Source organism: Streptomyces roseolilacinus (genome assembly GCF_014649335.1).
GTDB lineage: Bacteria > Actinomycetota > Actinomycetes > Streptomycetales > Streptomycetaceae > Streptomyces > Streptomyces roseolilacinus.
Window position 1 is genome coordinate 1 of sequence record NZ_BMSV01000014.1, and the last position, 23,825, is coordinate 23,825.

18 protein-coding genes and 1 pseudogene are annotated in these 23,825 nt (G+C 74.4%); 4 read left to right on the top strand and 15 right to left on the bottom strand.

Features of this window, described 5'->3' with window-relative positions; translation table 11 throughout:
• From IE106_RS27050 to aroA, 4 genes and pseudogenes are all read right to left on the bottom strand, one after another.
• Positions 1-129 (bottom strand): annotated as a pseudogene (locus IE106_RS27050) (flavodoxin-dependent (E)-4-hydroxy-3-methylbut-2-enyl-diphosphate synthase); the annotation flags it as partial.
• Between the two features lie 174 nt (positions 130-303).
• A complete protein-coding gene (locus tag IE106_RS27055) occupies positions 304-1,605 on the bottom strand; it encodes a M50 family metallopeptidase (protein ID WP_189537860.1) in 1,302 nt (433 codons plus the stop codon).
• Positions 1,602-2,861 (bottom strand): 1-deoxy-D-xylulose-5-phosphate reductoisomerase, encoded by a 1,260-nt coding sequence (dxr, locus tag IE106_RS27060; RefSeq protein ID WP_189537861.1) that lies wholly within the window; start codon positions 2,859-2,861, stop codon positions 1,602-1,604. The genes IE106_RS27055 and dxr overlap by 4 nt, the downstream gene beginning before the upstream one ends.
• 68 nt (positions 2,862-2,929) lie before the next feature.
• Positions 2,930-4,162, bottom strand: a complete 1,233-nt coding sequence (aroA, locus tag IE106_RS27065) for a 3-phosphoshikimate 1-carboxyvinyltransferase (protein ID WP_189537862.1) — start codon at positions 4,160-4,162, stop codon at positions 2,930-2,932.
• A gap of 289 nt (positions 4,163-4,451) precedes the next feature.
• Here aroA and IE106_RS27070 point away from each other — a divergent pair, with 289 nt between their 5' ends.
• The gene (locus IE106_RS27070; RefSeq protein ID WP_189537863.1) at positions 4,452-5,126 is read left to right on the top strand and encodes a helix-turn-helix domain-containing protein; all 675 of its coding nucleotides are present in this window, start codon (positions 4,452-4,454) and stop codon (positions 5,124-5,126) included.
• Between the two features lie 142 nt (positions 5,127-5,268).
• Entirely contained in the window at positions 5,269-5,730 is a 462-nt protein-coding gene (locus IE106_RS27075) for a hypothetical protein (protein ID WP_189537864.1), read from the top strand.
• Between the two features lie 59 nt (positions 5,731-5,789).
• On the opposite strand, the gene IE106_RS27080 is transcribed toward IE106_RS27075, so the two are convergent.
• The 5 genes from IE106_RS27080 to IE106_RS27100 all read right to left on the bottom strand — a co-directional run bounded on the left by IE106_RS27080 (position 5,790) and on the right by IE106_RS27100 (position 14,384).
• On the bottom strand, positions 5,790-7,763 hold the full coding sequence (locus IE106_RS27080; RefSeq protein ID WP_189537865.1) for an acyl-CoA dehydrogenase family protein: 1,974 nt from the start codon (positions 7,761-7,763) through the stop codon (positions 5,790-5,792).
• Between the two features lie 156 nt (positions 7,764-7,919).
• Entirely contained in the window at positions 7,920-9,365 is a 1,446-nt protein-coding gene (locus IE106_RS27085) for an aldehyde dehydrogenase family protein (protein WP_189537866.1), read from the bottom strand.
• A gap of 57 nt (positions 9,366-9,422) precedes the next feature.
• On the bottom strand, positions 9,423-10,400 hold the full coding sequence (locus IE106_RS27090) for an EamA family transporter (protein ID WP_189537867.1): 978 nt from the start codon (positions 10,398-10,400) through the stop codon (positions 9,423-9,425).
• Positions 10,401-10,497: 97 nt separating this feature from the next.
• Positions 10,498-12,129 (bottom strand): PucR family transcriptional regulator, encoded by a 1,632-nt coding sequence (locus IE106_RS27095; protein WP_189537868.1) that lies wholly within the window; start codon positions 12,127-12,129, stop codon positions 10,498-10,500.
• A gap of 113 nt (positions 12,130-12,242) precedes the next feature.
• Positions 12,243-14,384, bottom strand: coding sequence for a type IV secretory system conjugative DNA transfer family protein (locus IE106_RS27100; RefSeq protein WP_189537869.1), 2,142 nt, complete (start codon positions 14,382-14,384; stop codon positions 12,243-12,245).
• Positions 14,385-14,638: 254 nt separating this feature from the next.
• Here IE106_RS27100 and gabT point away from each other — a divergent pair, with 254 nt between their 5' ends.
• Positions 14,639-15,973 (top strand): 4-aminobutyrate--2-oxoglutarate transaminase, encoded by a 1,335-nt coding sequence (gene gabT / locus IE106_RS27105; RefSeq protein WP_189537870.1) that lies wholly within the window; start codon positions 14,639-14,641, stop codon positions 15,971-15,973.
• Between the two features lie 121 nt (positions 15,974-16,094).
• Complete coding sequence (locus IE106_RS27110) at positions 16,095-16,883, top strand: phosphatase PAP2 family protein (RefSeq protein WP_189537871.1); 789 nt, start codon at positions 16,095-16,097, stop codon at positions 16,881-16,883.
• Here IE106_RS27110 and IE106_RS27115 read toward each other — a convergent pair.
• From IE106_RS27115 to IE106_RS27140, 6 genes are all read right to left on the bottom strand, one after another.
• Positions 16,834-18,696, bottom strand: coding sequence for a chitinase (locus tag IE106_RS27115; protein WP_189537872.1), 1,863 nt, complete (start codon positions 18,694-18,696; stop codon positions 16,834-16,836). The genes IE106_RS27110 and IE106_RS27115 overlap by 50 nt on opposite strands.
• A 66-nt stretch (positions 18,697-18,762) precedes the next feature.
• The gene (locus IE106_RS27120; RefSeq protein WP_189537873.1) at positions 18,763-19,257 is read right to left on the bottom strand and encodes a hypothetical protein; all 495 of its coding nucleotides are present in this window, start codon (positions 19,255-19,257) and stop codon (positions 18,763-18,765) included.
• 202 nt (positions 19,258-19,459) lie between these two features.
• Entirely contained in the window at positions 19,460-20,878 is a 1,419-nt protein-coding gene (locus IE106_RS27125; RefSeq protein WP_189537874.1) for an NAD(P)/FAD-dependent oxidoreductase, read from the bottom strand.
• Between the two features lie 27 nt (positions 20,879-20,905).
• On the bottom strand, positions 20,906-21,706 hold the full coding sequence (locus IE106_RS27130) for an ABC transporter permease (RefSeq protein WP_189537875.1): 801 nt from the start codon (positions 21,704-21,706) through the stop codon (positions 20,906-20,908).
• Positions 21,706-22,635, bottom strand: coding sequence for an ABC transporter permease (locus tag IE106_RS27135; protein WP_189537876.1), 930 nt, complete (start codon positions 22,633-22,635; stop codon positions 21,706-21,708). The genes IE106_RS27130 and IE106_RS27135 overlap by 1 nt, the downstream gene beginning before the upstream one ends.
• Entirely contained in the window at positions 22,632-23,780 is a 1,149-nt protein-coding gene (locus IE106_RS27140) for an ABC transporter ATP-binding protein (protein WP_189537877.1), read from the bottom strand. The genes IE106_RS27135 and IE106_RS27140 overlap by 4 nt, the downstream gene beginning before the upstream one ends.
• Positions 23,781-23,825 lie beyond the last annotated feature (45 nt).

Below are 23,825 nucleotides of genomic sequence, written 5' to 3' on the forward strand. Positions count from 1 at the left end.
GGTCATCGACTGCACCGACACCGGCGCGTCACCACCCACGGCGACGGAACCGACCTGGATCTGCCGACTCTTCCGGCGCTCGGCCAGCCTGGTCGGAACGGACGGCATGCCGAGAGAAATCGCGGTCATCTGCTGTGCAACCCCAAGGTGTGGAACGAGGTCCCGATATCGGCGGGCTCCGGGCTTCGAGATTACAGGGGGCGTGCCGCCGCCAGCACATCGCGCCGGGTGTGCCGCACGGCGGCGGCGGCCGGACGGTCCGTGCGTCCGGCCGCCGCCTCCGGGTCCGTCCGCGGGCGGGGACTACGAGATCTTCACCGGGTTCACGATGTCGGCGAGGAGCACGAGCACGGTGAAGCAGATGAAGATGCCCGCGACGACGTACGCGACCGGCATCAGCTTCGCGACGTCGAAGGGGCCCGGGTCGGGGCGGCGGAACAGCCTCGCCAGGTGCCGCCGCGCGGACTCCCACAGGGCGCCCGCGATGTGGCCGCCGTCGAGGGGCAGCAGCGGCAGCATGTTGAAGAGGAACAGCGACAGGTTGAACGTGGCGAGCACCAGCAGGAACGACGCGACGATGTTCTGCGTCGGCACGTCGAGATTCATCACCTCGCCGCTGATGCGGGCGGCGCCGACGATGCCGACCGGGGAGTCGGCCTTGCGCTCGCCGTCGCCGAAGGTGGCGTCCCACAGGTCGGGGATCTTGCCGGGGAGCGCGACGACGGCGTGGGCGCCGTCCTCGATCATTCCGCCCATGCGCTCCACGGACTGGCCGAAGGTGAGCGGGACGATCTCGGTCTTGGCGGCGAAGCCGAGGTAGCCGGCGGGAACGTACTCGCCGGGGATCGCCTCGCCGTCGGCGTCCTTCTTCACCACCATGTTCTTCTCGAGCACGGGGTGCAGGACGAGCTGCCGGCCGTCGCGCTCGACGGTGACCGTGGCGGGGCCGATCGTGTCGCGGATGCGGGTGGACAGGGCTGCCCAGTCGGCGACCGGCTCACCGTCGAAGGCGACGATGCGGTCGCCCGCCCGCAGACCGGCGGCGTGGGCCGGGGACTCCCGGTCGCCCTTGGCGCACGTGTCGCGTTCCTCGCTCTGCGCGATGACGCACTTCTGCACGCCGGCGACCTCGGTCGTCTGCGTCGCGAAGCCGAACGACATGGCGACGCCGAGGAAGATCGCGGCGGCGAGGACCAGGTTCATGAACGGCCCGGCGAACATGACGATGACGCGCTTCCACGGCTTGCGCGTGTAGAACAGCCGCTTCTCGTCGCCGGGTTGCAGCTCCTCGTACGCCGCCGAGCGGGCGTCCTCGATCATGCCGCGCCAGGGGGACGTCGACCGGGCCTCGACGCGGCCGTCCTCGCCGGGCGGGAACATCCCGATCATGCGGATGTAGCCGCCCATGGGGATGGCCTTGATCCCGTACTCCGTGTCGCCCTTCCTGCGGGACCAGAGCGTCGGGCCGAAACCGACCATGTACTGGGGCACGCGGATGCCGAACAGCTTGGCCGTGGAGAGGTGGCCCAGCTCGTGCCAGGCGATGGAGATCAGGAGTCCCACGGCGAACAGCGCGATGCCGAGGATCGTCAGCAGTACGGTCATGCGCGGACCTCCAGGGTCGTCCCGGCGGCCTTGGCGGCCAGCTCACGGGCCCGGGCGCGGGCCCAGGTCTCCGCTTCCAGGACGTCCGCGACCGTCAGTGGGGTTCCCGAGGCGGGGGTGCCGTGCTCGGCGACGACCTCGGTGACCGTGTCCATGATCCCGGTGAAGGGGAGCTGCCCGGCGAGGAAGGCGTCGACGCACTCCTCGTTGGCGGCGTTGAACACCGCGGGGGCCGTGCCGCCGAGCCCGCCGACGTGCCGGGCGAGGTCGACGGAGGGGAACGCCTCCGTGTCGAGCGGGAAGAACTCCCAGGTGGACGCCTGGGACCAGTCGAAGGCGGGGGCCGCGTCCGGCACGCGCTCGGGCCAGCCGAGCCCGATGGCGATGGGGCCGCGCATGTCGGGCGGGGTGGCCTGGGCGAGGGTGGAGCCGTCGGTGAACTCCACCATCGAGTGCACGTACGACTGCGGGTGGACGACGACCTCGATGCGCTCGAAGGGGATGTCGTACAGCAGGTGGGCCTCGATGACCTCCAGGCCCTTGTTGACGAGCGTGGCGCTGTTGACGGTGATCACCGGGCCCATCGCCCAGGTGGGGTGGGCGAGGGCGTCCTCACGGGTGACGCCGGCCAGCTCGGCGCGGGTGCGGCCGCGGAACGGGCCGCCGGACGCGGTGACGACGAGCTTGCGGACGTCGGCGCGGGTGCCGGCGGCGAGGGCCTGGAACAGCGCGGCGTGCTCGGAGTCGACCGGGATGATCTGGCCCGGCTTGGCGACGGCCTTGACCAGGGGGCCGCCGACGATGAGCGACTCCTTGTTGGCGAGGGCGAGGGTGCGGCCGGCTTCGAGAGCGGCGAGCGTCGGGGCGAGGCCGATGGAACCGGTGATGCCGTTGAGGACCGTGTGGCAGTCGGACGCCGCGAGCTGGGCGGCGGCGTCCGGGCCGGCGAGGATCTCGGGCAGCGGTTCGGAGCCGTACCGCTCCGCCAGCGCGGCGCGCAGCGCGGGCACCGCGTCCTGGCGGGCCACGGCGACCGTGCGGACGCGCAGCCGGTGCGCCTGCTCGGCGAGGAGCCCGGCCCGGCCGCCCGCGGCGGAGAGCGCGGTGACGCGGAACCGGCCGGGGTTGCGCAGCACCAGGTCGATGGCCTGGGTGCCGATGGACCCGGTGGAGCCGAGGACGACGATGTCCCGGCGGCCTTCGGCCGGATCGAAGGCGATGTGCGGGTCGGCGAGGGGTGCTGGGCTGTCGCTCATGCCCCCATTCTCACCGCATCCGCTCCCGCCGTTGACCGGCTCCCCCGGGTGACCACTTCCGGAGGACCTCAGTCCGTGGCGTCGCGGTGGCGGGCGAACGCCTCGTGGAAGCCGGGGAACGTCTTCCGTACGCAGCCGGGGTCGTCGAACGTGATGCCGGGGGTGCGCAGTGCGGTGACGGCGAAGGACATGACCATGCGGTGGTCGCCGCGGGTGGCGATCTCGGCGGGCCGGGGCGTGCCGGGGTGGATCTCCAGCCAGTCGGGGCCGGTGGTGGCGGTGACGCCCAGGCGGCGGAGGTTGTCGGCGCAGGCGTCGAGGCGGTCGCACTCCTTGACGCGGGTGTTGGCGACGTCCTCGATGCGGACGGGCCCGTCGGCGAAGGGGGCGAGGGCGGCGAGGGTGGGCATCGTGTCGGAGATGTCGCGCATGGTGACGGTGAGGCCGCCCAGGCGTCCGGTGCCGCGTACGGTCGTGGCGTCGGCGGTGGTGACGACGTGGGCGCCCATGCGGCGCAGGACGTCGGTGAAGCGGAGGTCGCCCTGGAGGGCGCCGGTGCCGAGGCCGGGGACGGTGACCTCGCGGCCGGTGAGGGCGGCGGCGGCGAAGAAGTAGCTCGCGGTGGAGGCGTCCGGCTCGATGGCGTAGGTGGTGGCGCGGTAGCCGGTCGGGGGGACGGTGAAGACGTCGCCGTCGCGGACGGGCTCGGCGCCGAACGCGCGCATCATCGCGAGGGTGATCTCGACGTACGGCACGGAGACGAGGTCCGTGACGGTGATGCGCAGGCCCTCCGCGGTGAGCGGGCCGAGCAGCAGCAGGGCGGTGAGGAACTGGGAGGACTGCCCGGCGTCCAGGGTGAGGTCGCCGCCCCGGACGCCGGCGGCGGCGACGCGCAGCGGGTGGTGGCCCTCGGCCTCCTCGTGGCGCAGGTCGACGCCGAGGGCGCGCAGGGCCCGGGTGAGGGGGCCGAGGGGGCGGCGGCGCAGCTGGGGCGAGGCGTCGAAGCGGAAGTCGCCGCGGCCGGCGGCGGCGAGGGCGGGCAGGAACCGTCCCGTGGTGGCGCCGTCGCGGCAGTGGACGTCGGCGGTGGCGGCGGGCGGTCCGGCGGGGCTGCCGGTGACGCGCCAGGCGTCGGGGGCGCGCTCGACCGCGTAGCCGAGGGTGGTCAGGCCCTCGGCGAAGCCCTCCGTGTCGTCGGAGGCGAGGGGGCGCAGGAGGGTCGTGGTGCCGTCGGCCGCTGCGGACAGGAACAGGGCGCGGGCGGTGACGGACTTGGAGCCGGGTATGTCGATGACGGTCACGGCGCCCATCCTGCCGGGCGGGGCCGGGCGGGCGCGGGGCGTCTCAGGGGGTGGTCGGCGCCCCGTGGCGGGGGCGGCGTCCGCGCGTCCCGCGGGCGCGTGCGGGACGGCCACCGGGCCGTCGTCCCGGGGGACGCCGCGGTCGCGCGTCCCCGGGCGCGTGCGGGACGACACGTCGGAAATGTTTCACCCGGCGCGCCGATCCGAGGAACATGTGCGCGGACATCAGGGGCCGGGGCCGCGCGGTGGTGTGAGGGACGCGGCCGGGCCACGCCATCCGGGGGGATGCATGGACACGGCGGTACGGGCGCGGGCGACGGGTGGCGGACGCGGGGTGCTGGAGGGGGCGTTCGCGCTGCTGGACGCCCTGCGGCGGCTCGGCGGCGAGGCGGGGGTGACCGGGCTGGCGGCCGCGTGCGGGATGCCCAAGAGCACGGCGCACCGGCTGCTGGAGCAGTTGGTGGCCCTGGAGGCCGTGGAGCGCCGCGGCCCGCGCTACCGGCTGGGCGCGCAGCTCTACCGGCTCGGTCAGGCCTGGCAGCCGCACCCGGGGCTGCGGGTGGCGGGGCGCCTGCCGCTGCACCGGCTGAGGGCGGCCACCGGCGGCAGTGTGCTGCTGGCGGTGCTGCGCGAGGAGCGGGCCCTGACGGTGTGCTCGGTGCCCGGCCGGGTGGAGCCGCTCGTACCGGTCCGGGACGGCGAGGCGTTCCCGCTGGACACGGCGCTGGGCAAGGCGCTGCGGGGCCCGGTGCGCGGCGGCGCCGTACTGGACCGGGAGGAGGTGGTGGCGGGGGTCTGCTGCGCCGCGCTGCCGGTGCGGTCCCCGGCGGGGGCGGTGGTGGGGGCGGTGGCCGCGATGGTCGAGGCGGGTCAGCGGCTGGAGGTGGTGGCGGGCCGGGTCGCCGAGGCGGCCTCCGCCGTCACCCGCGCGCTGGCCCGGGCGGGGGTCGAGGTGCGGGCGTGAGGGCGCGTCCGGCGGCGTTCCGCTGAGCGGAACGCGTGTGGCCGCGGGCCGGTGGTGGCGAGCAGGGTGGAGGGGTGCCGGGGAAGGCACGGGCCCCGCGGGACGACGCGGGGCCACCACATCACCCAGGGGGGAACCGACCATGCGTGGAATCGCTCGACTGGCCTCGGCCGCGCTCGTCTCGCTCGCCGGCGTCGCCGGGTTCGCCGGGACGGCGCAGGCCGAACCGATCGACTACGTCCGCATCGAGCTGCTGGAGCTGACCTGCCACCAGCAGAGCGAGGGCGATCACGACGAGGCCTACCTGAAGGTCACCGACGCCAACGGCAACGCCGTCAAGGTGTGGCCCGGGAGCCTCAAGTACCAGACGATGGGCGCGGGTTACGTGCGGTCGATGACGGACGGCAACGGCAACGCGGCCCTCGTCCTCGGCAAGCAGCAGGCCCGCACCATGACGCTGTGGGACGACGACACGACGAGCGGCGACGACAAGCTGGGCTCGACGCTCGCCACCGGCAGCGAGGCGGGCGCCGAGGTCCAGTACCGCTCGCTCGAGGGGTCCGGCGGCGTCTACACCGTCGCCTACCGGGTCATCGACATCTGACGGTCCCGGCGCCCCGCGCGCCGGTCCGCCGGGCGGGACGCGCGTCCCGCCCGGCGGGATCACCGGATCGGGCGGTGGACGTTCTCCCGGGCGGAGGGCCCGTGGGTGGCGTCGGCGATCCAGGGGCCGTCGCCGCTGGGGTCGAGGACGCCTTCCTCCAGCCAGGTGTAGCGGCCGGCGAGGACGCCCTCGACGACCTTGCGGTCGACGTCGTCGGTGTTGTCCCAGAGGCGGCCGAACAGCTCCTCGACGCGGAGCCGGGACTGGCGGCAGAACGTGTCGGCCAGTTCGTAGGCGGCGCGCCCGTGGTCGCCGTTGGTGCGCAGCAGTTCGGCGCGTACGCAGGAGGCGCTCATCGCGAAGAGTTCGGCGCCGATGTCGACGATCCGGCCGAGGAACGCCTGCTTGGTCTCCATGCGGCCCTGCCAGCGGGACATGGCGTAGAAGGTGGAGCGGGCCAGCCGGCGGGAGGCGCGTTCGACGTGGCGGAGGTGCCGGGCGAGGTCGGGGTGGCCCCTGGGGTGGAAATCGGCGTACGCGGTGGGCAGCTGGCCGCGTCCGGCGACCAGCCGGGGCAGCCAGCGGGCGTAGAAGGCGCCGGCCTGGACGCCCGCCTTCGCCTTGTCGCCGAGGGACGTGTCGGGGTCGATGAGGTCGCCGGCGACGGCGAGGTGGGCGTCGACGGCCTCGCGGGCGATCAGCAGGTGCATGATCTCCGTGGAGCCCTCGAAGATCCGGTTGATGCGCAGGTCGCGCAGGAGCTGTTCGGCGGGGACGGCGCGTTCGCCGCGGGCGGCGAGGGAGTCGGCGGTCTCGTAGCCGCGGCCGCCGCGGATCTGGACCAGTTCGTCGGCCATGAGCCAGGCCATCTCGGAGCCGTAGAGCTTGGCGAGGGCGGCTTCGATGCGGATGTCGTTGCGGTCCTCGTCGGCCATCTGGCTGGACAGGTCGAGGACGGCCTCCAGGGCGAAGGTGGTGGCGGCGATGAAGGAGATCTTCGTGCCGACCGCCTCGTGGCGGGCGACGGGCTTGCCCCACTGCTCGCGGACGGCGGACCACTCGCGGGCGACCTTCAGGCACCACTTGCCGGCGCCGGCGCACATGGCGGGCAGGGAGAGGCGGCCGGTGTTGAGGGTGGTGAGGGCGATCTTCAGGCCGGCGCCCTCGGGGCCGATGCGGTGGGTGGCGGGGACGCGGACCCGGTGGAAGCGGGTCACGCCGTTCTCCAGGCCGCGCAGGCCCATGAAGGCGTTGCGGTTCTCGACGGTGACGCCCTCGGAGGCGGCCTCCACGATGAAGGCGGTGATGCCGCCGGGGTGGCCCTCGGACCTCGGTACGCGGGCCATGACGACGAGCAGGTCGGCGACGACGCCGTTGGTGGTCCACAGCTTGACGCCGTCGAGGACGTAGTCTCCCCCGCTCTCGGCTCCGCTCGAGCGGGAGGTGCCCCCATCGTCGGGGACGGCGGTGGTGGCCAGGCGGGCCGGGTCGGAGCCCACGTCGGGTTCGGTGAGGAGGAAGGCGGAGATGTCCGTGCGGGCGAGGCGGGGCAGGAACGTCTCCTTCTGCTCCGGGGTGCCGAAGAGTTTCAGCGGCTGCGGTACGCCGATCGACTGATGGGCGGAGAGCAGGGCGCCCACGGCGGGGCTGACGGAGCCGACGAGGGCGAGCGCCTTGTTGTAGTACACCTGGGTGAGGCCGAGCCCGCCGTACCTGGTGTCGATCTTCATGCCGAGCGCGCCGATCTCCTTGAGGCCGTCGATCACGGCGTCGGGGATGCGGGCCTCGCGCTCGATGAGGGCGCCGTCGATCTTCGTCTCGCAGAAGTCGCGCAGCTTGGCCAGGAACTCCTCGCCGCGCTGGACGTCCTCGGCGGGCGGCAGCGGGTGGGGGTGGATCAGGTCGAGGCGGAAGCGGCCGAGGAACAGCTCCTTGGCGAAGCTGGGCTTGTGCCAGTCCTGCTGGCGGGCGGCCTCGGCGACCTGCCGGGCCTCGCGCTCGGAGACTTTGGGTGTGTGGTGCGGGCCGGGCATGGGGGCTCACCTCACCGCGGGTCGGGGGTGGCCGGCCGGTGGTCCCACCGGTCGGGGCTACTCGTCCGTGTTACCCGATGCCGGCGGGTACGGAAAGGCGGCCGGAGCCCCCGCACAGTGGGCTCCGGCCGCCGGCTCGGCCGTACGGGTGACGGGTTACAGGGCCAGACCGGTGAGGACCAGCACCCGCTCGTACGTGTAGTCGTCCATGGCGTACGCGACGCCCTCGCGGCCGACGCCGGACTGCTTGACGCCGCCGTACGGCATCTGGTCGGCGCGGTACGACGGGACGTCGCCGATGATCACGCCGCCGACCTCCAGCGCCCGGTGGGCGCGGAACGCGGTCTGCACGTCGTGGGTGAACACGCCCGCCTGGAGGCCGAACTTGGAGTTGTTGACCTCGGCGAAGGCGGCGGCCTCGCCGTCCACCCGGTGCAGCGTCAGGACCGGGCCGAAGACCTCCTCGTGGGCGAGGGTCGTGTCGGCCGGCAGGTCGGCGAGCACGGTCGGGGCGTAACTGGCGCCCTCGCGCTTGCCGCCGGCGAGGAGGGTGGCGCCGGCCTGGACGGCCTCGTCGACCCACGCCTCGACGCGCTTGGCGGCGTCCTCGCTGACGAGCGGGCCCACGTCGGTGGTCTCGTCGGCCGGGTCGCCGGTGCCCTGCGCCTCGACCGCGGCGACGACCTTCGGGACGAGCCGGTCGTAGACGGCGGCGTCCGCGATGACGCGCTGGACGGAGATGCAGGACTGGCCGCCCTGGTAGTTGGAGAAGGTGGCGATGCGGGACGCCGCCCAGTCCAGGTCCTCCTCGGAGGACCAGTCGGCGAGGACGACGGCCGCGGCGTTGCCGCCCAGCTCCAGCGTGCAGTGCTTGTGCGGCACGGACTGCTGGATGGCGTAGCCGACCTTGTCGGAGCCGGTGAAGGAGATGACCGGCAGGCGCTCGTCCTGGACGAGGGCGGGCATGCGGTCGTTGGACACCGGCAGGACGGACCAGGAGCCGGCGGGCAGGTCGGTCTCGGCGAGCAGTTCGCCCAGGATGAGGGCGGAGAGCGGGGTGGCCGGGGCCGGCTTGAGGATGATCGGGGCGCCGACGGCGAGGGCCGGGGCGACCTTGTGGGCGCACAGGTTCAGCGGGAAGTTGAACGGCGCGATGCCGAGGACGACGCCCTTGGGGAAGCGGCGCGTCAGGGCGAGGCGGCCGGTGCCGCCGGCGTCGGTGTCGAGGCGCTGGGCCTCGCCGCCGTTGAAGCGGCGGGCCTCCTCCGCGGCGAAGCGGAAGACGGACAGGGCGCGGCCCACCTCGCCGCGGGCCCACTTGAGGGGCTTGCCGTTCTCGGCGGTGATGAGCCGCGCGATCTCCTCGGTGCGCTCGGCGAGCCGCTTCGACACGTGGTCGAGGGCGGCGGCGCGGACGTGCGCGGGGGTCGCGGCGAACTCGTCGGCGACGGCGTGGGCGGCGGCCACGGCCTCTTCGACCTGGGCCTCGGTGGGCACGCTCACCCGGCCGACGAGGTGGCCGTCCCAGGGGGAGGTGACGTCGAAGGTGGTCTCGCCGGTGGCCTGGCGGCCGGCGAGCCAGAAGGCGTGGGTGGCAGTCATCGCGGTACCGGCCCTTCCGAGTAGTGGGGTGTCTGGCGCACGCGGTCGGCGCTCAGCTCACACGGTAGGCCCGGACGGGCGGCTGGTGGTTTGTCCGTCGTGGAGTGGTAGTGGGTCCGGCTCCGCCGGTTCGGCAGGTGCGGTGCGCCGTTCGGCGCGGACGATCAGCCAGACGCCGGCCACGACGACGGCGCCGCCGAGGGCGATGGGCCAGGTCAGCTCCTCGTCGAGGATCAGCCAGCCGAGGAGGACGGCGACCACGGGGTTGACGTAGGCGTAGGTGGCGACGAGCGAGATCGGGGCGCTCTGGAGGAGCCAGGCGTACGCGGTGAAGGCGACCAGCGAGCCGAAGACGACCAGGTAGACGAGGGCGGTCCAGGAGCGGGTGGAGACGGCGGCCAGGTCCAGTCCGTGCTGCTCGCCGCGGACCAGGCCGACGAGGGCGCAGCCGATGCCGCCGGCCACCATCTCGTAGGCGCTGGCGGTGAACGGGTTGCGGGGCATCGGCACGCGGGAGGAGGAGAACGAGCCCGCGGACCACATGAGGGTGGCGACGATGACGGTGAGGACGCCGCCGATGTGGACGTCGCCGCTCAGGCCGGGGAGGCTGAGGACGGCGAGGCCGGCGAGGCCGAGCACGACGCCGGCGTACGCGAAGGGTCCGGGGCGCTCGCCGAACACGGTGCGCAGGACGACCACCCAGGCCGGCATGACGGCGACGAGGAGGGCGGCGAGGCCGGACGGCACGGAGGTCTCGGCGAGGACGACGAGGCCGTTGCCGCCGAGGAGCAGCAGCAGGCCGACGACGGCGGCGGAGGCGAGCTGGGCCCGGGTGACCTTCAGGACGCCGGGGCCGTGGCGCCAGGCGAGCAGCGCGGCGAGGAGGATCCCGGCGACGACGAAGCGGGCACCGGCGGAGAGGAAGGGGGGCAGGGTCTCGACGGCGATGCGGATGCCGAGGTACGTGGACCCCCACACGAGGTACACGATCGCCAGCGCGGCCCACACGGTGCCGCTGATGCGCGCGGTTGTCATGGCCACGAGAGTATGGATCTTGCGCGCGATCAGCAAAGAATTTGCCCGGTTCCGGGCAGGGGGCCGTGAATACTGAGGCCGATGGGGCGGTTTTCCTCTACTTTCCGGGCTGGTCGTACGCCGGTGGCTTGCCGGGCCGGTCGTACTTCCGGGGCTTTCCCGGCCGGTCGTACGCCGGCGGCCGGTCGCCCGTCGTCTTGAGGGCGAGCCACAGCTCCATGCGGACGTCCGGGTCGTCCAGGGAGCGGCCCAGGATCTCCTCGACCCGCCGCATCCGGTACCGCAGCGTGTGGCGGTGCACGCCCAGGTCCGCCGCGGCGGCGTCCCACTGGCCGTGCCGGGAGAGCCAGGCGCGGACGGAGGCGACCAGGTCGCCGCGGCCGGTCGCGTCGTGCTCGTACAGCGCCCGCAGCATGCCGTCCGCGAAGGCCCGTACGGCGTCGTCCGCGAGGAGCGGCAGCAGGGAGCCCGCCGCCAGCTCCTCGTGCTCGACGAGGGCGCGGCCCCGCCGGCGGGCCACCGACAGGGCCTGCTCCGCCTGCTTGTAGGCGGTGGCGGCCGCTATCGGGCCGGCCGGGGCGGACAGGCCGATGACGGCGCCGGCGTCGTCGGCCTCGCGGGCGGCGTACGCGTCGCACGCGGTGACCACCGCTCCCCCGTCCTCGGCCAGGACCACCAGCCGGTCCTCGCCCTCCGGGACGGTGAGCACGGCCTCCCCCGTACGGGCGGCGGCCGCCTCCAGCGCGTCGGCGAGCACGGCGAGCGGCGGCTCGGCGGCCTGGTCCGGGTCGCCCGCCGCCTCCGCGATCAGCAGCCGGAACGGGGCGTCCAGCAGGCCCCCGTACAGGTCCCCGGCGACCGCGCGGGCGTGGTCGGGCTGCCCGGCCAGCATCATCCGCAGCACCGCCGCGCCGAGGCGCTGTTCGGCCGCCTGCAGGGACCGCGACCGCTCCGTGGTGAGGGTGAGCAGGGCGATCGCCGAGTGGACGGCGTACCGCTCCGCCGTGCCGAGCGGGGCCCCGGTGCCCACCGCCAGCGCGCCGCGCACGCGCCGCCCGGTGCCCAGCGACTGGAGCTCGACCCGGTCGTCGGTGCCGCCGACGACGGCGCTGGCCGGGGCGGCCCGCTCGCGCAGCCGCTCCACGTCCGGGGTGAGCCGGGCCGCCCGCCGCGCCGCCCAGTCGGGCGCGGCGGTCAGGACGGCGCCGGACGCGTCGTACAGCGCGGCCCAGCCGTCGACGTGCGCGGCGAGCCGGGCCACCACGGCGTCGGGGCCCTCGGCGAGGGCCGCCCGGGTCAGCTCCCGCTGCACCTCGAACCCGGCGGTCACCGCCCGGTACTGGTCGGCGGCGAGCGCGGCGGAGACCGCCTTGGAGATGGCGAGGAACGGCGTGCGGCGCGGCACCTCCAGCAGCGGCAGCCCCTCCTCGCGGGCGGCCTCCAGCAGGGCCTGCGGGATCTCGTCGTGGTTCACGCCGACCGCGAAGCCGACCCCGACGACCCCCGCCCGGGCCAGCCGCCGGACGTACCGGCGCATCGCCTCGCCGTCCTCGGCGTCGAGCGTCATGGCGGTGGTGAGCAGCAGCTCGCCGCCCTCCATGTACGGGACGGGGTCGGCGAGTTCGCTGACGTGGGCCCAGCGGACGGGCGTGTCGAGGTGGTCCGCGCCGGCGCGCACGACGAGCTTGAGCGCGGAGTGCTGGACGAGCGAGGCGAGGGTGAGCGGCATGGGACCGGCGGGCCTTCGAAAGGGGTGCGAGGGGGGACGGCTTTTCGCCGTCCCGTATGAACGGCTCCCCTCGATTCTGCCAGGACGTACGACTGAGGCCCACGCCGCGCGGCTCACCCCCGCAGATCGACCAGCAGCGGCGGCGCGTGCTCCCCGCGGACGCCGGTGACCGACAGCACCGCGTGGCCGGCGGGCACCTCGTGCGCCAGGTCGGACGCCGACCAGCGCTTGCGCTCGACCTCCCGGACCGTGACCGCCTCGGCGGTGGCGGCGCGGCCGGTGGCCAGGCGCCGCACGAAGTGCAGGGCCTTGGTGAGCGGCTCGTCGGAGACGATCTGCCGGTTGGTGACGTCCTGCGTCCGCACCCACTCGGTGCCCCACACCTCCGCGAACCTGCCGCCGTCCCCCGGCGCGAGCCCCGCGAACGCCATCCGGCAGCCGACCGCGCCGAGCAGCGGCCCGCGCAGCGCCTCCGGCACGTCCTCCAGGGTGCGCAGCGACAGCACGACGCCGGCGTGCGCGGAGCGGAGCCGCTGGATGGCGCGCACGGAGTCGGCGGTGACCGTGTCGGTCGCGTCGTCCAGGACGAGGCAGGCGAACAGCGACCGGTCGGCACGGGCGAGCGCGGCCTCCGTGAACTGGGCGAGCAGCAGCCGGGCGATGATCCGCGACGCCGTGGCGTGGCCGCGTTCGGGCAGGTCGACGCGGACGCGCAGCGGGTGCTCGACGGCGCGCAGCGAGAAGCTGCCGCCCTCGCCGTCGGCGCGGAAGAAGCCCGCGAAGGCCGGGCGGTCCAGGAAGGCGACGCGCTCCGCGAGCAGGACCGCGACGTCGTCGCCGCGTTCGGCCTGCCGCGCCCGGGCGTCCAGTTCGCGCAGCTGCGCGGGGTCCCCGGCGACGGCGGCGCGCAGCTGGGCGAGGGCCTGCGGGGCGCCGCCGAGGAGTTCGCGCAGCTCCGGTACGGCGGGGAAGCGGCCGTGCGCGGCCCGGTAGGGCCCGATGAGCTGGGCCAGCGCGGTCGCGGCGCGGCGGCTGTCCGGGAGGAGGTCGCCGACCAGGGCCTCCGCCAGGGTGCGGGCGGCCTCGTCGGGGTCGTCGGCGCCGCCGTACAGGTCGAGGCCGTGCCGGGCGTCGGGGCGGCCGACCGTGACGACGACGTCGAACGCCGCGTCCGGGGCGAGCGGCGCGCCCTGGGCGGTGACGGCGACGACGGCGGCGCGGTTGGCGAGCGCCTGGAGGCACAGCGACTCGGTGACGGGCCGGACGAGCCGGGCGGTCTTGCCGGAGGCGGCCGGGCCCACCGCGAGGAGGGACGTGCCGAGCAGGGCCGGTTCGAGGGCGACGCCGGTGGTGCGGCGGGCGTAGGGGTTGCGGGGGTGGTCGGCCGCGGTGCCGATGCGGACCTGGCCGGTGGCGAGGTCGTGGGTGGCGGTGCGGACGGGCAGGTCCCGTCCCCCGGAGGGGTGGGCGCAGGCGGCGGGGCCCTGGGCGCGCACCGCCTCGGTGAACGCGGCGAGCCGGCCGGGCTGGGTGCGCACGCCGTGCCAGGCGCGCTGGATGCGGGCGTAGTCCACGTCGCCGAGCGTGCCCGCGCGGGTGGCCTCGGCGAGCCGGTCGGCGGCCTCGGTCAGGCCGGCGGCGCGCAGTTCGGGCCAGTCGGCGGGGTCGGCGCCGCGGCGGGGCGGCGGGGGCGGCGCGGTCCTGGCGCGGGAGCGGCGGGCGGAGCGGCGGAGGATCTCCGGGACGTGCCCGACCCGGGCGAAGAAGACGAGGAGGCCGCCGCCGACCAGCGCGTAGTAGACGTAGCTGGCGGTGGCCCAGGTGGACGGCTCGTAGCGCCAGGAGTCCGGGGTGAGGACGAGGAGGGGCCACAGCCAGTAGTGGCCGAGGTAGCCGTTCCACAGGAGGGACCACAGGAGCCAGCCGCTGAGCAGGGAGATCAGCGCACCGGCGAGGAGCCGCCGGACGGGGACGAGGTCGGGCTCCTCCTGGGGGCGGGGGCGGTGGCCGAGCCGCCACACGCCGGGCTCGGCCTCGGGGCGCGGGGTGCGCAGCCAGTCGGCGACGGACGCCCCCGCCGGGGAGGCGGGCGCGTGGCGCGGCACGGGCGGGGGCGCGGTCGGCGGGGCCGGCGTGTGCCACCCGGGCGGGGCCGCGGCCGGCGGGGCGGCCGGCCGCGGCGGCGGACCCGCCGGGTGCGGGACGGGGTCGGCGTGGGCGCCCCGTGCCTCGTACGACGTACCGTCCCTGTCCATCGATCCCTGCCCCCTGAGCTGCCAGGCCGCGCGCGTCTGTGCACCGGCCAATCTAGTGCCCGTACGGGGTGTCGGGGCGGGTCGACGCGGACGCGGGCGCTCTCGGGGCGGCGGCGGGGCGGCACTATGTCCGCCGCGGACAACGGGACCGGCCGAACCACTCCCGAACGGCGCATGCCCGGGTGCCTCGCCCCCGCCTAGCCTGCGGGGGAGAGTAGAGACATAGCGTCCGTAAGCACCCCCAGGAGCCCCGCATGACCGAAATTCCGCAGGAGCGCCGCGTCGTCACCGCCATTCCCGGCCCGAAGTCGCAGGAGCTTCAGGCCCGCCGCGTCGCCTCCGTCGCGGGCGGCGTCGGCTCCGTGCTCCCGGTGTTCACCGCCCGCGCGGGCGGCGGCATCATCGAGGACGTCGACGGCAACCGCCTGATCGACTTCGGCTCCGGCATCGCCGTGACCTCCGTGGGCGCCTCCGCCGAGGCCGTCGTGCGCCGCGCCTCCGCGCAGCTGGCGGACTTCACCCACACCTGCTTCATGGTCACGCCGTACGAGGGGTACGTGGAGGTGTGCGAGGCGCTGGCCGAGCTCACGCCGGGCGACCACGCCAAGAAGTCGGCGCTGTTCAACAGCGGTGCCGAGGCCGTCGAGAACGCGGTGAAGATCGCCCGCTCGTACACCAGGCGCCAGGCCGTCGTCGTGTTCGACCACGGCTACCACGGCCGCACGAACCTCACGATGGCGCTGACCGCCAAGAACATGCCGTACAAGCACGGCTTCGGCCCGTTCGCCCCCGAGGTGTACCGCGTGCCGGTGGCGTACGGCTACCGCTGGCCGACCGGCCCGGAGAACTGCGGCCCCGAGGCCGCCGCCCAGGCCATCGACCAGATCAGCAAGCAGGTCGGCGCGGAGAACGTCGCCGCGATCATCATCGAGCCGGTGCTCGGCGAGGGCGGCTTCATCGAGCCGGCCAAGGGCTTCCTGCCGGCGGTCGCGCGGTTCGCCAAGGACAACGGCATCGTCTTCGTCGCGGACGAGATCCAGTCCGGCTTCTGCCGCACCGGCCAGTGGTTCGCCTGTGAGGACGAGGGCGTCGTCCCGGACCTGATCACCACCGCCAAGGGCATCGCGGGCGGTCTGCCGCTCGCCGCCGTCACCGGCCGCGCCGAGATCATGGACTCCGTGCACGGCGGCGGCCTGGGCGGCACCTACGGCGGCAACCCGGTGGCCTGCGCGGGCGCGCTCGGCGCCATCGAGACGATGAAGGAGCTCGACCTCAACGGCCGGGCGAAGCGCATCGAGGAGGTCATGAAGGGCCGCCTCGCCACCATGCAGGAGAAGTACGAGGTCATCGGGGACATCCGCGGCCGCGGCGCGATGATCGCGATCGAGCTGGTGAAGGACCCGGCGACCAAGGAGCCGAACCCGGAGGCCGCCGGCGCGCTGGCGAAGGCCTGCCACGCCGAGGGCCTGCTGGTCCTGACCTGCGGCACGTACGGCAACGTGCTGCGCTTCCTGCCCCCGCTGGTGATCGGCGAGGACCTGCTCAACGAGGGCCTGGACATCCTCGAGGGCGCCTTCGCCGGCATCTGACGGGCCGTTCGGCGGCCCGGATCGGCCCCGGTCCGCGGGTCGTGAAGAAGCTGTGGGGGGCCGATGGCGGGTTGGGGATCCGCCTGTCGGTCCCCCTGCCCGTCGCGTACGGTCGGGACCGATGAGAGAAGAACCCCGCCCGCAGGGGACTGCGGGCGGATCCGGGTCGGGACCTCCCCAGTTCCGCCCCGGGCGTGCCGTCGCGCACACCGCCGGGACTCCGCGTACCGGCGATCCTCACCGATCGGACCGTCGCCCGCCCCATACCCCCCGGGGCGAGCGGCACACCGGTCCCACCGGCCGTCCCGGAACCACCCCCCCTGTTCCGGGACGGCCGGCTTTCGTCGTGGCGCTGCTCTGCCTGTTCGGGTTCCTGCTGGTCACCTGGCAGGTGGCGGTCCGCGGTCCGCTCGCCGCACTGGACGAGCGCGCCGGGCGGGCCCTGGCCGGCCGCGGCCCCGCCGGGCTCGCCGAACTGGGCGCCGACCTCGGCAACACGTCCGTCGCCCTCCCCGTGCTGGCCGCCGCCATGGTGTACGCCGTGTGGCGCGGGCGCCGTCGGCGGGCGCTGTACGCGGGGGCGGCCATGGCGCTCGTGCCGGCCCTGGTGGTCCCGCTGAAGCTGCTCCTCGACCGGCCCGGCCCGCTCACCGACGCGACGGGCTACTACCCTTCCGGGCACACGGCGACGGCGCTGGTGGCGTACGGGGCGGCGGCGCTGCTGGTGCACCGGCGCGCGCTGGTGCCCGTCGCCGCGGTGCTGACGGCGGCGACGGGCACCGGCCTCGTCCTGCGCGGCTACCACTGGCCGCTGGACGTGGTGGCCAGCGTGCTGCTGTTCGGGGCGGGCCTGCCGGGGGTCACCGCCATCCGTAGGCGTCGAAGTTCCGGGAGAACTCCCAGCCGTTGAAGCGGTCCCAGTTGACGGACCAGGTCATCAGGCCGCGCAGGGCGGGCCAGGTGCCGTGGGTCTGGTAGGTGCCGCAGTCGGTCTTCCTGGTGAGGCAGTTCAGGGCCTTGTGGACCTCGGCGGGCGGGGTGTGGCCGTTGCCGGCGTTCGGGGAGGCGGGCAGGCCGATGGCGACCTGCTCGGGGCGGAGCGCCGGGAAGAAGCGGGCGGCGTCGCCCGCGACGGGGAAGCCGGTGAGCAGCATGTCGGTCATCGCGATGTGGAAGTCCGCGCTGCCCATGTGGTGGTACTGGTTGTCGAGGCCCATGATCGGGCCGGAGTTGTAGTCCTGGACGTGCAGGAGCGTCAGGTCGTCGCGCAGGGCGTGGATGACCGGCAGGTAGGCGCCGGCGCGCGGGTCCTGGCCGCCCCAGGGGCCGGAGCCGTAGAACTGGTAGCCGAGCTGCACGAAGAAGGTCTCGGGCGCCATCGTCAGGACGAAGTCGGGGCCGTACCTGGCCTTCAGCGTCCGCAGTGCCGAGATCAGGTTGACGATGACCGGCGTGGTGGGGTTGCGGAAGTCGGTGTCGCCCGTGTTCAGGGAGAGCGAGTGGCCCTCGAAGTCGATGTCGAGGCCGTCGAGCCCGTACTCGTCGATGATCTTCGAGACGGAGGAGACGAAGGTGTCGCGGGCGGCGGGGGTGGCGAGCTGGACCTGCCCGTTCTGGCCGCCGATGGAGATCAGGACCTTCTTGCCCGCGGCCTGCTTGGCCTTGATGGCCGCCTTGAACTCGTCGGCGGTCTCGACGTTCGGGCACTCGGTGCGGGGGCACAGGGCGAAGCGGATGTCGCCGGAGGTGACGGAGGTCGGTTCGCCGAAGGCGAGGTTGACGACGTCCCAGGAGTCCGGCACGTCGGCCATGCGGGTGTAGCCGGAGCCGTTGGCGAAGCTGGCGTGGAGGTAGCCGACCAGGGCGTGGGCGGGCAGCTGCGGGCCGGGGCCGGGGGTCTCGATGTCGGCCGTGCGCACCGTGACGGCCGGGGATCTGGGGGACTCGCCGGCGCTGTTGGTCGCGGCGACCTGGAAGGTGTAGGAGGTGGCGGCGGCCAGGCCGGTGACGGTGGCCGACGTGCCGGTGGTCGACAGGGCCTTCGCGCCGTCGCGGTAGACGGTGTAGCCGGTCGCGCCGCTGACGGGCCGCCAGGTGAGCGGCACGCTGGAGGGGGTCGGGGTGCCCGCGGTCAGCCCGGTGGGCGCGGCGGGGATCGTGACGGGGTCGCCGCCGGGGCCGATGAGGGAGAGGTCGTCGGCGTGGTAGGCGGGGGTGCCGTACCAGCCGTGCGTGTAGAGGGTGACCGAGGTGGTGGCGGGGCCGGTGCGGAAGGTCGTGGTGAGCTTCTGCCAGTCGGCGGCGGAGGGCGTCCAGGTGTACGTGTCGGTGGTGCCGGTGCCGGACGCGCCGAGGTACGCGTAGCCGCCGCGCACCCAGCCGCTGAGGGTGTACGCCGAGTCGGGGCGCACGGCGACGGTCTGGGAGCAGCGGGCGTTGTCGCCGCCCGCGGGCGTGGCCTTCAGGGCGTGGGTGCCCGCGTGCACGGGTGAGGTGACGACGGCTCCGCTGCCCGAGGTGCAGGACCAGCCGTCCAGGCCGGTCTCGAAGCCGCCGTTGCGGACGAGTTCGGTGTCGGCGGACGCGGCCGGGGAGGCGGCCCCGGCCGTGGTCGTGGCGTGCGGGCGGGCCTCGGCGGTCTGCGTCGCGGCGATGAGGCCGCCCGCCGCGAGCGCGGCCGCCAGCACGGCGGCGAGGGGTCTGGTGCGACGGTTGCGGTCCACAACTTCCTCCGGGTGTGGGGGTGTCGACGTGCGGCGCGCACAACATGGTCCAGACCAATCCTGTTGTCAAGACCTCCGGCCGCCGCCGTCCCCCGCGAGGCGCCCCGCCGCCTCGTGCATCGCCCGCTCCAGCAGCGCCGGATCGGTGAGGGTGCCCGACCCGTCCGGCAGCACCAGCCAGCGCACCCCGTCCGTGATGCGCCCGGGGTACGGGACGACGATCCAGGTGCCGCCGCCGGCGCCGCGCATGCCCGTGCCGACCCAGCACGCGGCCGTGCCGGCCGGGACGAAGAAGCCCATCCGCTCGTCGCCGAGGTCGCAGAGCACCGGCCCGGGGCGGTCGACGAGCCGCCGGAGCACCTCCAGCGCCGGGTGACCGAGCCGCGCCGGGACGATGAGCACGTCCCAGCGCCGCCCGGCGGGCAGGAGCGCGATCCCCCTCGGGTTGCGCTCCCACTCCCACCGGCAGGCGTCGGGGTCGGGCGCCACCGACACCAGCCACTCCACCACCGCCCTGGCCCCGGACGAACCGTTCTTCCCCGACGTCCCAGAACCCGTCATGTGCCCCCAGCCTCCATGTCCGTGTGTGACTGCCCTGCCGGGCGGTTCCCTCACACGGGAGAGGCGGATGCGCGGGGATCATTACGCGGGTTCACCGAACCCGGAGGAGTGAATCAGCGCGCGGGGGCGCACAAGCCGGCGCACGGGTGGGCACACGCCGGGCGCCCTCCCGGCGTCCGGCGGCGGCCCTCCGCCACCCGCCTCAGCTGTCGAAGCCCAGGCCGAGGCGGTCCAGGGCGCGCAGCCACAGGTTGCGGCGGCCGCCGCGGGCGTCGGCCCGGGCCAGGGACCACCGGGTCACGCCGATGCCGGCCCAGGCGAACGGCTCCGGGGGGAACGGCAGCGGCTTGGTGCGCACCATCTCCAGCTCCGTGCGCTCCGTGCGCTCCCCCGCCAGCAGGTCCAGCATCACCTCCGCGCCGAACCGGGACGCGCCCACGCCGAGCCCGGTGTACCCGGCGGCGTACGCGACCCGACCCCGGTGCGCCGTGCCGAAGAAGGCGGAGAAGCGGGAGCAGGTGTCGATGGCGCCGCCCCAGGCGTGGCTGAACCGCACGCCCGCCAGCTGCGGGAAGCAGCGGAAGAAGTGCGCGGCGAGGGTCAGGTACGTCTCGGGGCGCTGGTCGAGTTCGGCGCGGACGCGCCCGCCGAACGGGTAGATCGCGTCGTACCCGCCCCACAGGACCCGGTTGTCGGCGGTGAGCCGGAAGTAGTGGAACTGGTTGGCGCTGTCGCCCAGGCCCTGGCGGTTCCCCCAGCCGAGGGAGGCGAGCCGGTCCGCGGTGAGCGGCTCGGTCATCAGGGCGTAGTCGTAGACCGGGACGGTGTAGGGGCGGGTGCGCCGCACGAGGGACGGGAAGACGTTGGTGCCGAGGGCGACCCGGCGGGCGAGGACGTGGCCGTAGGGCGTGCGGACGGCCATGGCGGCGCCGGACGGGGCGAGGTGGAGGCCCCGGGTGTTCTCGTACAGGCGGACGCCCGCGTCGAGGCAGGCCCGCTTCAGGCCCCAGGCGAGCTTCGCCGGGTGGAGGACGGCCACGCCGCGCCGGTCCCAGAGGCCGCCGAGGAACGTCGGCGAGTCGACCTGGGCGCGGACCGCGTCCCGGTCGAGGAGCTCCAGGCCGTCGCCGAGGCCGAGCCGGCCGGCCGCCTCGTGCAGCGCGCGCAGCTCGTCGAGGTGGTGGGGCTCGGTGGCGACGTCGATCTCGCCGGTGCGCTCGAAGTCGCAGTCGATGCCGTACGCCGCGACGGCGTCCTCGATGGCGTCGAGGTTGCGCGCGCCGAGCTCCTCCAGCTTCGGCAGCTCGGCGGGCCAGCGGGCCAGCCCGTTGCCGAGGCCGTGGGTGAGGGAGGCGGCGCAGAAGCCGCCGTTGCGGCCGGAGGCGGCCCAGCCCGCCTCCCGGCCCTCGATGAGCACGACGTCCCGCCGGGGGTCGCGCTCCTTGGCCAGGAGCGCCGTCCACAGTCCGCTGTAGCCGCCGCCGACGACGAGGAGGTCGCAGTGCTCGGTGGCGGTGAGGGCGGGCAGGGGGGCGGGCCGGCCGGGGTCGTCCAGCCAGAAGGGGACGGGCTGGGCGTCGGAGAGTGACGGTGCGGCGGTCCGTACGGCGGCTGGGTCCATGGCTTCCCACTCCCTCGGGTTCCGGTGTCAGTGGTGCTCTTCCGCCCGCTTCCGCCGGGCGGTGAGCAGCTGTCCGGCGACGACGGCCAGCACCGCGACGGCGAACATCGCCGTACCGACGACGTTGATCTGCACGGGCGTGCCGCGCTGGGCCGATCCCCACACGAACATGGGGAAGGTGACCGCCGAGCCGGCGTTGAAGTTGGTGATGACGAAGTCGTCGAACGACAGCGCGAAGGCGAGCAGCGCGCCGGCGGCGATGCCCGGCGCCGCGATCGGCAGGGTGACCCGCAGGAAGGTCTGCACGGGACCGGCGTAGAGGTCCCGGGCGGCTTCCTCCAGACGCGGGTCCATGGCCGTCACGCGCGCCTTGACCGCGACGACGACGAAGCTGAGGCAGAACATCACGTGGGCGATGAGGACCGTCCAAAAGCCGAGCTCGGCGCCCATGTTGAGGAACAGCGTGAGCAGCGAGGCGGCCATGACGACCTCGGGCATGGACATCGGAAGGAAGATCAGCGCGTTGACCGCGCCGCGCGCCCGGAAGCGGTACCGGACCAGCGCGAAGGCGATCATCGTGCCGAGCACGGTCGCGCCCAGCGTGGCCCAGGCGGCGAGCTGGAGCGACAGGGCGAGCGCGCCGCACAGGTCGGGGACGCCGCAGGGGTCCTTCCAGGCGTCCGCCGAGAACCGCCGCCAGGTGTAGTTGAAGCGGCCGTCGGGCCGGTTGAACGAGAACACCAGGACGACGACGTTGGGCAGGGTGAGGTAGACGAGCGTGAGCAGGCCCGCGAGGACGACGAGGTTGCGTCGGATCCAGTTCGGCATCAGACCAGGTCCTCCGTTCCGGCCCGGCGGATGTAGACGGTGACCGTGACGAGCACGACGGCCATGAGGAGGAACGACAGCGCCGCCGCGGTCGGGTAGTCGAGCACCCGGAGGAACTGGCCCTGGATGACGTTGCCGATCATCTTCGTGTCGGTCGACCCGAGGAGTTCGGCGTTGACGTAGTCGCCGCTCGCGGGGATGAAGGTGAGCAGCGTGCCGGAGACGACGCCCGGCATGGACAGCGGGAGGGTCACCTTGCGGAAGGTGGCGGCGGGCGAGGCGTACAGGTCCCTGGCCGCCTCGTGCAGCCGTCCGTCGATCCGCTCCAGCGAGGTGTACAGCGGCAGGATCATGAACGGCAGGAAGTTGTACGTCAGTCCGCAGATCACCGCGAGCGGTGTGGCGAGGACCCGGTCGCCCTCGGTCCAGCCGAGCCGGCCGGTGACGTCGAGGACGTGCAGCGCGTCGAGGGCGCCGACGACGGCGCCGCCGTCCGCGAGGATCGTCTTCCAGGCCAGCGTCCGGATGAGGAAGCTGGTGAAGAACGGCGCGATGACCAGGACGAGCAGGACGTGGCGCCAGCGGCCGGCGCGGAAGGCGATGAGGTACGCGAGCGGGTAGCCGAGCAGCAGGCACAGCAGGGTGGCGGTCCCGGCGTACAGCAGCGTCTTCGCGAACTGCGGGTGGTAGTCCCGCAGGGCCTCCCAGTACGTCGGGAAGTGCCAGGTGACCCGGAAGCCCTCCTCCAGGGAGCCGGTCTGCACGGACGTGGACGCCTGGTAGACCATCGGCAGGGCGAAGAAGACCAGCAGCCACAGGACGCCGGGCAGCAGCAGCCAGTACGGGACGAGCCGCCTGCGCGCGGAGCGCCGCCGTACGGCGGGGGCCGCCGCCCCGGCCCGGGGCGGGGTGTCGGTGGCGGTCGTCACGCGGCGCCCTCCACCGTCGGGGCGCCCGCTTCCACGTCCTGGGCGGCGTCGAGGCCGAAGGTGTGGGCCGGGTTCCAGTGGAGGACGACCTCGGCCCCCGGGACGAGCCGCGGGTCGCGCTCGATGTTCTGCTCGTACACCTGCAGGCCGGTGCCGGCGGGGCCGTCGACGGCGTACTGGGTGGACACGCCGATGAAGGACGTGTCGGCGATGCGGCCGGCGGTCCTGTTGCGGCCGGAGGGGATCGCGTCCGCGTCGTCGGCGTGCGCGAGCGTGATCTTCTCCGGGCGGATGCCGACGAGGAGCCGGCCGCCGGCGCGGACGGGGGCGGGGCACCGGTCGGCGGGCAGCCGCAGCGTGCCGCCGCCGGCCGTGGCGACGACGTCGGCGCCGACCTCGACGACCTCGGCCTCGATGAGGTTGGAGGTGCCGAGGAAGTTGGCGACGAACGTGGTGCGCGGGTTGTCGTACAGCTCGGCGGGGGCGCCCATCTGCTCGACCCGGCCGGCGTTCATCACGGCGACGGTGTCGGCCATGGTCATGGCCTCCTCCTGGTCGTGGGTGACGTGGACGAACGTGATGCCGACCTCGGTCTGGATGCGCTTGAGCTCCAGCTGCATCCGGCGGCGCAGCTTCAGGTCGAGGGCGCCGAGCGGTTCGTCGAGGAGGAGGACGCGGGGGTGGTTGATCAGGGCGCGGGCGACGGCGACGCGCTGCTGCTGGCCGCCGGAGAGCTGGTGCGGGCGGTGCCGGGCCTTGTCGCCGAGCTGGACGAGTTCGAGCATCTCGTCGACCTGGCGCCTGACGGACCTGACGCCGCGGCGGCGCAGGCCGAAGGCGATGTTCTCGTGGACGTCCAGGTGGGGGAAGAGGGCGTAGGACTGGAAGACGGTGTTCACCGGCCGCTTGTGCGGGGGGAGGTCGGTGACGTCGCGGTCGCCGAGCAGGACCGTGCCGGTGGTGGGCTCCTCCAGGCCGGCGATCATGCGCAGGGTGGTGGTCTTGCCGCAGCCGGAGGCGCCGAGGAGGGCGAAGAAGGAGCCCTCGGGGACGGTCAGGTCGAGCGGGTGGACGGCGGTGAAGGAGCCGTAGGTCTTGCTGATCCCGGTGAGGCGGACGTCGCCGCCGGTGGGGGTGTCGGTCATGGGTGGGGTCCCAGGTGTCGGGGGCGGAACGGGGGGGCGGGGCCG